At 43.8% G+C, this 12803-nt stretch carries 13 protein-coding genes and 1 pseudogene; 10 read left to right on the top strand and 4 right to left on the bottom strand.

From position 1 onward, the window contains the following. The first annotated feature begins 103 nt into the window (after positions 1-103). The 6 genes from B3394_RS00320 to B3394_RS00295 all read left to right on the top strand — a co-directional run bounded on the left by B3394_RS00320 (position 104) and on the right by B3394_RS00295 (position 6013). On the top strand, positions 104-673 hold the full coding sequence (locus tag B3394_RS00320) for a Crp/Fnr family transcriptional regulator (protein WP_177734766.1): 570 nt from the start codon (positions 104-106) through the stop codon (positions 671-673). Positions 674-912: 239 nt separating this feature from the next. Further along, positions 913-2136, top strand: a complete 1224-nt coding sequence (locus B3394_RS00315) for an MFS transporter (protein ID WP_177734767.1) — start codon at positions 913-915, stop codon at positions 2134-2136. A gap of 2 nt (positions 2137-2138) precedes the next feature. Beyond that, positions 2139-3137: a TIGR03571 family LLM class oxidoreductase gene (locus B3394_RS00310; RefSeq protein WP_286911799.1), complete on the top strand. Its 999-nt coding sequence runs from the start codon at positions 2139-2141 to the stop codon at positions 3135-3137. Continuing rightward, positions 3127-4248, top strand: a complete 1122-nt coding sequence (locus B3394_RS00305) for an alkene reductase (protein ID WP_286911798.1) — start codon at positions 3127-3129, stop codon at positions 4246-4248. The genes B3394_RS00310 and B3394_RS00305 overlap by 11 nt, the downstream gene beginning before the upstream one ends. Before the next feature lie 2 nt (positions 4249-4250). Then, a complete protein-coding gene (locus tag B3394_RS00300; RefSeq protein WP_286911970.1) occupies positions 4251-5225 on the top strand; it encodes an aldo/keto reductase in 975 nt (324 codons plus the stop codon). Positions 5226-5335: 110 nt separating this feature from the next. Then, entirely contained in the window at positions 5336-6013 is a 678-nt protein-coding gene (locus B3394_RS00295) for a type 1 glutamine amidotransferase domain-containing protein (protein WP_286911797.1), read from the top strand. Positions 6014-6082: 69 nt separating this feature from the next. Here B3394_RS00295 and B3394_RS00290 read toward each other — a convergent pair whose 3' ends face one another. Next, positions 6083-8059 (bottom strand): PKD domain-containing protein, encoded by a 1977-nt coding sequence (locus B3394_RS00290; protein ID WP_286911796.1) that lies wholly within the window; start codon positions 8057-8059, stop codon positions 6083-6085. 170 nt (positions 8060-8229) lie between these two features. Between B3394_RS00290 and B3394_RS00285 the strand changes: the two are divergent. The 4 genes and pseudogenes from B3394_RS00285 to B3394_RS00270 form a co-directional block, all read left to right on the top strand. Continuing rightward, positions 8230-8391: pseudogene (locus tag B3394_RS00285) on the top strand (AraC family ligand binding domain-containing protein); the annotation flags it as partial. A 60-nt stretch (positions 8392-8451) separates the two neighbouring features. Further along, positions 8452-9009: an AraC family transcriptional regulator gene (locus B3394_RS00280; protein ID WP_349677584.1), complete on the top strand. Its 558-nt coding sequence runs from the start codon at positions 8452-8454 to the stop codon at positions 9007-9009. 126 nt (positions 9010-9135) lie between these two features. Next, entirely contained in the window at positions 9136-9918 is a 783-nt protein-coding gene (locus B3394_RS00275) for a HipA family kinase (protein ID WP_177734773.1), read from the top strand. Further along, on the top strand, positions 9896-10279 hold the full coding sequence (locus tag B3394_RS00270) for a DUF3037 domain-containing protein (RefSeq protein ID WP_177734774.1): 384 nt from the start codon (positions 9896-9898) through the stop codon (positions 10277-10279). The genes B3394_RS00275 and B3394_RS00270 overlap by 23 nt, the downstream gene beginning before the upstream one ends. Before the next feature lie 2 nt (positions 10280-10281). Here B3394_RS00270 and B3394_RS00265 read toward each other — a convergent pair whose 3' ends face one another. From B3394_RS00265 to B3394_RS00255, 3 genes are all read right to left on the bottom strand, one after another. Next, positions 10282-10611 carry a DMT family transporter gene (locus tag B3394_RS00265; RefSeq protein ID WP_286911795.1) on the bottom strand — a complete coding sequence of 110 codons (330 nt, stop codon included), beginning with the start codon at positions 10609-10611 and terminating at the stop codon, positions 10282-10284. A gap of 56 nt (positions 10612-10667) precedes the next feature. Continuing rightward, positions 10668-12299, bottom strand: coding sequence for a SulP family inorganic anion transporter (locus B3394_RS00260; protein WP_286911794.1), 1632 nt, complete (start codon positions 12297-12299; stop codon positions 10668-10670). A gap of 296 nt (positions 12300-12595) precedes the next feature. Then, on the bottom strand, positions 12596-12748 hold the full coding sequence (locus B3394_RS00255) for a hypothetical protein (RefSeq protein ID WP_273246342.1): 153 nt from the start codon (positions 12746-12748) through the stop codon (positions 12596-12598). Positions 12749-12803: the final 55 nt, after the last annotated feature.

Below are 12803 nucleotides of genomic sequence, written 5' to 3'. Positions count from 1 at the left end.
TCCCGAGCATCCTGATCCTTATTAAAACCGGACTTCGTTCCTACCGGTCAGGCAAAGCGGAATTCATCTGTTTTAGCTATTTTTGTAAGACAATTATTTTCTCATGAACCAATACGACCTCCTACGCCAACATATCGCTGCCATTTGCCCGCTATCGGATAGTGAATGGGAATATGTTTCCCAGTATTTTACACACCGGAAACTGCGCAAACACCAGTTTTTGGTTCAAAAAGGCGAAATGGTTCCCTGCGAATTCTGGATTATCAAAGGCCTGGTTAAAACCTATGCCATCGATACCGACGGCAAAGAACACATCCTGCAGTTTGCTATGGAAGAATACTGGACCAGCGATTTCCACGCCTTCCAGAACCAGGTTCCGGCAGGAATGTTTATGGATTGTATTGAAGATTCCGAATTCTTTTGCTTAAAACTGGAAGATCGTGAGAAAATATGCTGCGAAATTCCGGCTATGGCAAACTTCTTCCGGATCAAAGCCAATTACGGGTATATCGCCCTGCAGCAACGCATCATGTCGCTGCTCACCGAAACAGCCGAAGAACGTTATAACAACCTGATCAAGAAACTGCCGCGATTAATCCAGCGCGTTCCTAAAAAATTACTGGCGTCCTACCTGGGCGTAACCCGGGAAACCCTCAGCCGGTTAAAGAGCTGAAAAGTGTGATATACATCACCAAAAAACGGTGACCTAACTCCTCGCACAGTTCCCTGCCTGTTCAGACATTTGTACTGTTATTTTTAGCAATATAAATATGACCGTAGGAAATTGTTTTACCCGTTGTTTTTACAAGTTATTGTGTACTAATTATTATTAGGATCAAGTGCTGCCTGTACCCTTTACGCGGCAGGAATACCACTTTATTTCTTTAGTAATTAATACGATAATAACATTATATGAAAACAATACATAACAACAGTACTGCCGCTGTTGCAGCAGTACCGGCAAAATCAACAAAACTTCCCGCTGCCTTGTGGGCACTGACCATTAGTGCTTTTGGTATCGGAACCACCGAATTCGTAATTGTGGGCTTATTACCCACAGTTGCCAAAGATTTAGGAACATCTATTGCTTCAGCCGGACTACTGGTTAGCTTATATGCTTTAGGAGTAGCCATTGGCGCACCCATTTTAACCGCCTTAACCGGTCATATCAACCGTAAAAAACTGCTTTTAGGGATTATGATACTGTTTATCATTGGGAACGGTCTGGCATCGGTAGCACCATCATTTATCACCTTAGTACTCGCCCGGATATTAACCGGATTTGCACACGGAGTCTTTTTCTCCATCGGGGCAACCATCGCCGCCGGATTGGTTCCGGAAGATAAAAGAGCCAGTGCCATCGCCATTATGTTTGCCGGATTAACCGTTGCCATCGTAACCGGAGTACCGTTAGGAACTTATATCGGACAGCATTTCGGATGGAGAGCTACTTTTATTGGTGTGGCATTATTAGGAATCATCGGGTTTATAGCCAGCAGCCTGCTGGTACCAAACACCATTCAGAAAAGCAAAGCCTTAAAACTGAGCGATCAGCTTAAAGTATTGAAAAATCCGTCCATTCTTTTAGTATTGGCAATAACAGCCTTAGGATATGGCGGGACTTTTGTAACCTTTACCTATATGGCGCCCTTACTGGAAAACATTACCGGATTTTCTGCCGATGTAACCGGTTTATTGTTACTGATCTACGGAATTGCGATTGCTTTGGGAAATGTCATTGGCGGTAAAGTATCAAATCATAAGCCTGCCAAAGCCTTAATGATCATGTTTATACTACAGGCCATTGTTTTACTGGTATTATCCTTTACCGTTTACAACAAAACAGCTGCGGTAATGACCCTGTTTGCTATGGGAATCCTTGCCTTTTCAAATGTACCCGGATTACAGCTATATGTAGTTCAGATGGCCGAAAAATATTTACCCGGAACGGAAGATGTCGCTTCGGCACTGAACATTGCCGCTTTTAATGTCGGAATCGCCATCGGTGCCTTTATTGGCGGAACCATTGTGGAATCTTCTTTAGGTATCCAGGCTACTCCATGGGTAGGCGCTATTCTGGTTGCTATTGGTTTTGTGGTAAGCTTTATCAGTTTTAAAAGAGAAAAAAAGAATTGATTATGGAAACGATATGTGAAACAATCTGTAAAATACACGTTCCCGGAAAAATGACCATCGGACTCGAATTTCCTTTAGATAACGATTGGTCACTGGCCGGAGAAAAGAAACGCAATGCAGCAGGACGTCCTTTCGGTATACCGGACATCAGCCGGCATACCGAATACATCAAACTGGCTGACCAACTGGGATTTGCAGCCTTATGGATGCGCGAAGTCCCTGTTTATGATCCGGATTTTGGTGACGGTGCTCAGTTATTTGACACTATGGCCTACCTGGGCTATATCGCCGGAATTACTAAATCGATCGTATTGGGAACCGCTGCGGTAGTTTTACCGCTGCACGACCCGCTGCAACTCGCAAAAGCTGTCGCTACGATAGAAAACCTGTCCGGAAGCCGGTTGCTTTTAGGAGTGGGTTTAGGCGACCGACCTGTTGAATTTCCGTTATTCGGTTATGACTTTGAAAACAGGGCGGAACGCTTTATCGAAAACCACCAGATCATGCTGGAAGCCTGGAAAGAGCATAGCGAACTGAACCGGTTCTATAAAAACCTGGACAACCGGATCCAAATTTATCCGAAACCGGAAAACCCGATTCCGTGGATTATTGCCGGAAGGGCACAGCAAAATATGGACTGGATTGCCCGAAACATGCAGGGCTGGTTCAACTACCCGCGTCCGGTGGAAGAAACGGCACAAATGGTAATCGACTGGCGCAACGTTCTATACGATAACGACCAGGCATCCAAACCGTATATCACGGCTTTTCACCTGAATCTTTCAGCCGATGATGATGCCCCGTTCAAACCGCATCGTTTTGGCGGATCAGTCGGTATAAACGGTTTGTTGCCGCTGCTCAAACAATATGAAGAAGCAGGTGTCAACCACATGGCATTGCACTTGCGCAAATCGGAAACTCCGGTTCAGGAAGCACTGGAAAAAATAGCTCAAAAAGTAATCCCCCATTTTAATTATAAAGAATATCAACATGTTGTTTAAAAATCATACCCTCGGAAACATTGTATTGAAAAACCGGATTGTGATGCCGCCGATGACCCGCTCCAGAGCCGGAAAAGGTGATGTCGCCACTCCGCTTATGGCAGAATACTATAAACAAAGAACCTCAGCCGGATTGATCATTTCCGAAGGAACCCAGATTAGCCGCCAGGGACAGGGTTATGCCTGGACACCCGGAATTTATACCCCGGAACAAATCAAAGGATGGCAGCAGGTTACCGATGCTGTTCACCAGCATAACGGGATCATTTTTGCCCAGCTATGGCATGTGGGCCGTGTGTCGCACATTGCGCTGCAGGAAAACAACCAGCCTCCGGTTTCGTCCAGCGAACTGGTTGCCGAAGGGGTTAAAGTTTTTGTGGATGCCGAAGGAAAAGGTCCTGAGAACGGTGTGGGCGAAATGGTTCAGCACTCCAGACCGAGAGCCTTAACGGTTCCGGAAATCAAGGACATCGTTTCCGAATATGCACAGGCGGCTAAAAATGCATTGGAAGCCGGATTTGACGGTATTGAAATACACGGTGCCAACGGTTATCTGATTAACCAGTTTATCGATTCGCAGGCTAATAACCGTACGGATGAATACGGCGGTTCGTTAGCAAACAGGCTGCGTTTCCTGAAAGAAGTGGTTACCGCTGTTACCGCAGCTATAGGCAGTGAAAAAACCGGCGTTCGTTTAGCACCGCTAACCACACTGCAAGGTGCCGTTGACGATAATCCGGAGGAAACCTATACGGAAGCAGTAAAAGTACTGGAAGCCTTAAAGGTCGCTTATATTCATATTGCCGAAGCCGACTGGGAAGATGCTCCGCTAATGCCGGTTGCTTTTAAAAAGGCTATCCGCAGTCATTTTTCCGGAACACTCATCTATTCCGGAAAATACACCAAAGAAAGAGCCGAAAAAGCGTTACAGGAAGGCTGGACTGACTTAATTGGTTTTGGCAGGCCGTTTATTGCCAATCCCGATTTGCCATACCGCCTGGAAAACAACCTGCCGCTCAACGAACCCATCCGCGAACAGTTCTTTGGCGGTAATGCAGCCGGATATACCGATTATCCGTTTTATACCCCAACAACAATACATACACTTTAATTATAGCTATGAGAAATTTAGGAAAAACAGACCTTAAAGTATCCCCTATCACGCTTGGTGCCTTTGCCATTGGCGGAACGATGTGGGGCGGAAATGAAAAAAACGATTCCATCGCAGCCATCCGCGCTTCTATTGATAATGGTGTTACCAGTATTGATACGGCTCCGTTTTACGGTTTCGGACTCAGTGAAGAAATGATTGGCGAAGCTTTAAAAGGCAGAGACAGAAGCAGCGTACAAATCCTGACAAAATTCGGGTTAGTATGGGATGGCAGCAATAACGGAAAAGGTGAATACTTCTTTGATGCCGACGGTACCCCGATATACAAATATGCCTCCAAAGCCAATGTGATCAAAGAGGTAGAAGAAAGCCTGCAACGTTTGAAAACCGATTATATCGACCTGCTGCAACTGCACTGGCCGGACAGTACTACTCCAATTGACGAAACCATGGAAGCTTTGGAATTGTTGATACAGCAGGGAAAAATTAAAACTGCCGGAGTTTCCAATTACAGCGCTTCCCAATTAGAAGAAGCTAAAAAAACCGTAACTTTAGCTTCCAATCAGGTTGCTTACAGCATGTTGAACCGCACGATTGAAAAAGAGCTGGTACCCTATACCCTTGAAAACAACATCGGTATCATTGCATACAGCCCTATGGAAAGAGGTCTGTTAACCGGTAAATACTTTAAAGACGGTAAATTGTCAGAAAGCGATCATCGAAACGGCTACTTCGGGCAATATGATCTGGAAAAGGTAAAGAGCTTCCTTGACAAAATCACACCGATAGCCGACAGTAAAAATGTCACGCTGGCACAACTGGTTCTACGCTGGACGGTACAACAACCGGGAATTACAGTAGTTTTAGCCGGAGCCAGAAATGCCGAACAGGCAGTTTCCAATGCACAGGCACTGCATTTTGAACTGACAGCAGACGAATTAAATCTTATTAATCAGGAACTAACTATTTTTATATAATGATGAAGAAATTAAAACACCTATTGGCATTAAGTATGATGGTATTCGCGGGCTGCACCATCCTATTGACAGGAAATGAAGCAACCGCACAAACTAAAAAATCAGTACCAATGAAAAAGAAAATCTTATTTGTAGTTACCAGTCATGGTCAGAAAGGCAGCACCGGCGAACCTACCGGTTACTACCTGAGCGAGGTTTCCCATCCGTGGGAAGTACTGCACAATGCCGGTTATGAAATTGATTTCGTGAGCCCGAAAGGCGGTAAAGCCCCTGTGGACGGATTTGATTTAAAAGATCCGATCAACAAAAAATTCTGGGACGATAAAACCTATCATGCAAAAGTTGAAAATACCATGAAACCTTCCGAAGTCAATCCGAAGGATTATGTTGCCATTCATTTTGCCGGCGGACACGGAGCAATGTGGGATTTACCGGAAAACAAAGAGATTGCGGCACTGGCTGCCAAAATCTATGAAAACAACGGTATTGTAAGCGCTGTCTGCCACGGTCCTGCGGGATTGGTGAACATCAAGCTAACAAACGGCAAATACCTTGTTGACGGTAAAAAAGTAAACGGTTTTACCAATGAAGAAGAAATTGCTGTGGGACTGGAAAAAGTAGTTCCTTTTATGCTGGAAGACAAATTAATTGAACGGGGTGCTAAATTTGAAAAAACAGGCTTATGGCAGTCACATGCCGTTGCCGACCAACGTCTGGTAACCGGACAAAATCCGGCTTCTGCAGAAGCTGTTGGTAAAAAAGTTTTGGCAGAACTTCAAAAATTATAATCTGATTTCAGATTTTTTAATGGTGGAAACGCACGATGGATTTCGGTCTGTTGTGCGTTTTTTTAATGGCTATAATTTCAATAATTTCTGTTGGGCGCTACTGCCATCAGTATGCTGCAGGTTTATGATATACACACCGGAAGCCAGACCGGACGTATCCCAGCGGTATTGTCCGCTTGATAACGTGTGCTGCATGATTTTCTGCCCGGTCAGGGTATAGCAGGATAGTACCATGCCCGGACTGGCGTTATCCATATAAAAGGTATCTTTTACAGGATTAGGATACACTTTTATATTCGGGAAAATGCTGTTCCAGTCGGTTGCCGAAAGTGGTCCTATCGTAACGGTTTTACAGGTCGTATCCGTTCCGCAATTGTTGGTCGTTTCCAGACAAACCGTATAGGTACCATTAGCGGCATAGTGGTGTACCGGATGAATCCCGGTACCGGTTTGTCCGTCTCCGAAATCCCATTCCTGGCTGAGAACCGATGTATCGGAAAGGTTTGTAAAAGCAACCTGCTGTGCGGTTGTCTGCTGGGTAAAGGAAGCAGTTGGCAGAGGACAATCACAGTCGTAGCCGTATTTGGCAACAAAAAAATCGGAAGAACCACCTAAATTATTGATGGTCTGATTGCCTATCAGCAGTTCATTCGCGAAATAACCGCCCAAAAACAAGTCCTTTTTATAGAAGCGCATTGCTGTAATCCCGTCGTAGAATCCCGTTCCTTCCACCCTACCCAGTTTTTCCAGTGTTCCGGTATTTTTATTCAGGATCGCAAACCAGCCATCCTGCCCCGTACTGCTGATGGATTCGTTATCCCAATGCATTTCGGTTGCAAAATAGCCGCCTATTGCCACTTTATTGTGATTGACCGTTCCGGTTTGTGTAAAATTAACCGGCATCGAATAGCCGCTTTTTGCCCACAAACGGTTACCTGAGGCATCCATTTTCATGACAAAATTGGCAACATTCGTAAAATTAAGCCCCAAAGGGTTTTCAAAAATAAAACCGTTAAAACTATCTCCTAACGATCCCTGACCAAAAAAATAAAGATTGCCATCCTCATCTATATTAACCGGAGACTGCGTCATCGTATTATTCATAACACCAGACAGATCGCTCTGTTTGTGCCAGAGGTATTGCCCCGACTGGCTAAAACAGCCAACATACATTTTCGAACTGACCAATTGATTCCCTAAATACAAAACATCGTTGCCAACGCCCGTTTGCGGTGGAACAAGGCTTCCGTTCACATAATAATTCCCGGTGAGCGGATGCCGTCTGAAATGCATACCGTATACAATAAATGCCTGGTCGTTTCCAGAAAAATTAATATCCAGTTGCTGTACCTGCTGCAACACACCTGCCGTATTGTATTGGAGTACATATATTTTATTTTCCCCGCTGCCGTCCGGAATCTTAATATTACTTTCTGCCAGCTTACTGCCCGGCGGAAACAGCGAAAACAGGTAAACATTACCCTGTTCATCCAGATCCATATCAATAATGGCCGTACGGCTATAGGACCATCCGGAAACGGTATCCGACTGTATCATTTTTGTCCAGTTCATTGTACCGTTTGTTTCATACTGGCTCAGGAACAAGGTTTGAAATCCGGCTGCCGGCAGTTGCAGATCATTACCAAAATCAACTGCATAGCCGTTTCTGTTCACCATACCGGTAAGGTAGACTTTTCCCTGTTTTGAAACGCGCAGCGTTTTGGCCTGATCGCCGGCTGTTCCGCCAATTATTTTACTCCACCGGTGTTCGCCGTTACAGTTAAGGCTTCCGAAAAGTATATCGGTGTGCAACGCATCATGCCCGTCACCCGGTGCCGCTTCCCCGAATTTGATATTGTTCCGAAAAACCGGAGAAAACAAATAGACATTCCCTTCGGCATCCGTATCCATTTCTTCCACGCGTTCCGTCAGCGAAATCTGTCCGCCGTCTGCACTTCCGCCACTTGTTCCCCATTGTAACTGCGGGTTTTGCTGTGCCAATGAAAAAAACGGGATGATTCCCAAAACGAGTAATAGCTGCTTCATGTGGTTGCCGGTTATTTTACATTTCAAATATATTATTTTTCTTATATATAAAACCACAACATGCTAATTATCAACATCAAAAAGAGAAGATTCTTTCTTTATTGTTGTTATCACGCTGTCCATAAGCTGCTCCTTATTCCTGAAGCCATGTCGGGGAAAAATGGGAATATCCGCTGCACAAGCACAATTTCTTTGAATTGATCTTTATAGAAAAAGGTTCCGGTCTGCACATTGTTAACGGAATCACTGCGCCCTACGATCCACAATCGTGCTTTTTGATGACGCCGGATGATGAGCATGAGTTTATCATTGAAGAAACCACATTGTTTTCTTATATCAAGTTCACAGAGATCTTATTACAGGAGCGTGCCGATGCCGTCTGGCAAAAGAGAATGAAGACCGCCCTGCAGCATTTTAATTTTATGGGGCAGGAAATTATCGGCGAGGAAAGCGACCGCAGTAAAATGTTTGTATTGTTACGGCTAATGCAGCAGGAATACCGGGAAAACAAATTATCCAACAGGCTTATTTTACTGGATCTATTCAGCGCCATGCTGCTTATTATCAACCGGAACAGCATTATCAGAGACGACGCCGGCAAAAAAATCACCACCGCTACCGGGGATAAAATCCACGCTATCCTGGCTTATCTGCGGGAACATCTTACCGATAAAGAGAAAACCAGTATTGAAAATCTGGCCGTGGTTTTTGGCCTGTCTCCCACTTATGTCAGTGAATTTTTTAAAAAACATACCGGAGAATCCCTGCAGCAGTTTCTGATACAGTCCAAACTAAAAATAGCCGAACGCCTTTTAAAACAAAGTGACAGCAGCATAACGGAAATAGCCAATACCTTAGCCTTTAACGATGTGAGCCACTTTAATAAAGTTTTCTCCGGCCGGCATCAGTTATCGCCAAAAGCATACCGGAAAAATTCTCAAAACCGCTAATCCAGATCTCCGGCCGGTTCCGGAATTTATTTCCGTCCTGCCTTTAGATTTTGCAGCTTCAAATCGTTCCAATTAAATCCGGAATAGTACATTTGTAGCTGTTGAAATTAAAAATTCAATGCATCCATGAAACTACGAACAGTAAATGTAACACGATATATCACTCCGCTTCGGGAAGGAGGTTCTCTCCCGGCCCTGGCAGAAGCTGATGATGATTTTAAATACGTTCTGAAATTTAAAGGTGCCGGCCACGGTACGAAAGCACTGATAGCAGAACTGCTTGGCGGTGAAATTGCCCGTGCTTTGGGGCTTCGCCTGCCCGAAATTGTATTTGCCAATCTGGATGAGGCTTTCGGGCGTACCGAAGCCGATGAAGAAATCCAGGACCTGTTACAGTTCAGCCAGGGATTGAATCTGGCGCTGCATTTCTTATCGGGTGCCATTACTTTCGATCCGGTGGTTACAGATGTTGATGCCGAACTGGCGTCACAGATTGTGTGGCTGGATGCTTTTATCACTAATGTTGACCGGACTTTCCGAAATACGAATATGCTAATCTGGCACAAAGAGTTATGGTTAATCGATCATGGTGCTTCTTTCTATTTTCATCATTCCTGGAACAACTGGGAGCATCATGCCAAAAGCCCTTTTGCACTGATAAAAGATCATGTTCTACTGCCAAAGGCAACGTTACTGGAAACCGTAGACACCGCATACAAAGCTCTGTTAACCGAGGAAAAGATCCGCGAAATAGTTGCTTTAATACCGGACGAATGGTTATTATGGGATGATAACCGGGACAGTCCGGAAGATTTAAGAGAAGTATATGTTCAGTTTTTATTATTACGAAAAAGTCATTCCGAAATTTTTATAAAAGAAGCTCAAAATGCAAGAGAAACACTTATATGAATATGCTGTGATTCGCGTTTTGCCGAGGGTTGAGCGTGAAGAATTTTTGAATGTCGGCATTATTTTATTTTCAAAAGGCGCTAAATTCATCAAAGTATTGTATACCATTGATGAAGAAAAGCTCAGATTGTTTGCTGACGATCTGGATGTGGATCAGCTGCGCCTGAATATGGAATCTTTTGAAAAAATTGCCCGTGGTGATAAAGACGGTGGCCCTATTGCGCAAATGGATATCCCTTCCCGTTTTCGCTGGTTAACTGCCGTGAGAAGTTCCGTTATACAAACGTCAAGACCGCATCCCGGTTTTTGCGGCAACCTGGAGGGAACAATCGAACGCCTGTTTACCGAACTGGTGCTGTAATTTTAGTGGGAAACACTTTTTGAAAACAGGTTGATAATCAGGACACCGATAATAATAAAGATAATCCCGATCAGCGCCGGAAAATCCAGTGTTTGCTTATACGCGAAATACCCTATTGCCGATATTAACACGATTCCCAATCCGGACCAGATCGCATAGGCTATTCCGATGGGGATTGTTTTTAAGGTTAACGACAGGAAATAAAAGGCAAAAGCATACCCAGCAACAGCAATCAGCGACGGCCATAATTTTGTAAACTGTTCGGATGATTTGAGCGCACTGGTCGCAATCACTTCAAAGAAGATGGCGATTAACAAAAAGACGTACTTCATCTTTCAAATTTACGGTTTTCTTCCTGAATATTTTTTAAAACTCAATCGGATTATTCTTATTTATAGCTTTTTCCGGCAATATTTACGGCATCGTCAACACTCAGAAAGCTTAAGAAAACCGTTGGATATTCCGGTGAGAGCAACTGGCTCAGCACCCGGTAAACCGGATCTTTAAGGCGTGTTAAAACGAGTTTCTTTTCTTCTTTTGTCATGAATTCCCAGAAATCTTTTATCGTTTCCAGAGCCGTACCGTCCAGATCCGGGGATTCTTCCAGGCTGATAATAACGGTATGAATACTGTTCCTGTCGGCTATTATCAGCGCTCTCGCCTGATTCAGTATGCGTTCGGTATTTGCAAAAAACAAAGGCTGATCCGGTCGGAGAATCAGAATCCCGGCAACGGGAAGTGCAACGGGATGTTTTTTAATATCCACAAAATCGTGGCTGTTGTCCAGACGTCCTAAAATAGATATGGTGGATTCTGAAAACTGTTTCAGCAATAAAATCACGCTGGTTCCGATAGCTACTAACAAGCCGTCCAATACGCCTAATAAAAGAACACTCATAATGGAAAAGACAAGCAGAAAACGGTCTCTTTTCCATACAAAATACGGTTTTAATACGGCAGGATTCAGGTTATGTCCCACAGCATGAATAACAATCGCCGCCAGAACGGGCTGAGGTGTATATCCGATGAGCGGTAACATCCCGACAATAATAAGGAGTAGTGTTATGGCAGCAACCATACCGGCTGTTTTTGATGTTGCCCCGGCGGCTTCATTGGCAGAAGTTGCAGAATATCCGGCGCCCACCGGCATGCCGTGAAATAAAGCCGAAACGATATTGGACACACCCAATACCCATAAATCCCTGTTGGGCTGTATGCTATCGCCATGTTTCAGGGCAAAACTCCTGATTGATCCGTAAGATTCCGAATATAAGACCATTACCAAAGCCAGTCCCAGTTCTACCAGGCGCAGCCAGTCATTATAGGACAGCTCCGGTAAATCCGGCAGCTCCGGTTTTAAGTGAATCGTTCCTACATTTGCTATCCCATAAGCCGGAAAGTCAATCCCCTTCCCGATGATAATACTTAATCCGATGACGACCAGACCGCCGGGAAAATATTTAATCCGGGAAAAGACCGTTAACAGCAATAAGGCGATAACGGCTGTTAAGATGCTCCAGTAATTCCATTCTTTATACTGTAAAAAAACATCGGGCAAATACCGGAAAAAATTGGAATGTGATGTGTTAATTCCGGTTATACCACTCCATTGTTTGACAATTATCGTAATAACCAAACCGAATGTAAAGCCTCTTAATACCGGCTTTGCTATAAAATCGGTGATTGTACCGATACGAATCAATGATGCGATTAAGAAAAACAGCCCGGTAATGAATACCAAACCAATGGCAAAAGTGAGGCTGGAAGCATTACTTCCGTAAGCGGCTAAAGCAGCTGCCATTACTACAGCCGATGAAGAGGTTGCCGAAACAATGGCAAAACGGCTTGTTCCAAACAGCGCATAACACAATAAACCGGCAAAAAGGGCTATGATACCCGACTGCGGCGGCATATTCGCCAATCCGGAGTAGGCAACGGCTTCGGGCAGTAAAAGTCCGGCAATTGATAAGCCGGCGATAATATCCTGCAGGTTTAATCCGGATAAGATATGCTTATTCATACCGATATTCTGTTTTTATCACTCAATTAAAGATACATACTTTCTCTGCATCAGGACTTATTGGATACTATTTTTCGATAAATCCATTACTTTTCTGCCCTTTTTACACCTCATTTTTTGTTTTTTAATACGCATTAATACATAATTAGCCACGTGCGTAGATGTGCGTAGTAAAATATTAGTTTTTCTTCAGACTATGTTTTTAATTTGTTTCAACAATTCGAAACAACAATTTCCGGATTTGTTATTTACCCGGATTTTCAGTGTCGATTTGAATTTTATACGCCTGTTTTTTTTTACATATAATGTGCTTTTTTATATACCATGAATGCCGGACAGTCAGAACAGTTGTTCAGGAGCAATGAAATACCCCTAACACTTTTTGACTGTCTATTTTTAAGCTGTTTATCAATACTGCCTGTCATTTTTAAAGCAGTATACTTTGTCATTTTGTGTTTTTTGAGTTTTCTTTTCAGAAACTAAAGACGGTATTCTTTGAAATCT

It is taken from the genome of Flavobacterium sp. UBA4197 (assembly GCF_002379575.1).
GTDB lineage: Bacteria > Bacteroidota > Bacteroidia > Flavobacteriales > Flavobacteriaceae > Flavobacterium > Flavobacterium inviolabile.
The sequence above is the reverse complement of the archived record's forward strand: the minus strand, read 5'-3'. Positions and strand labels throughout refer to the sequence as shown.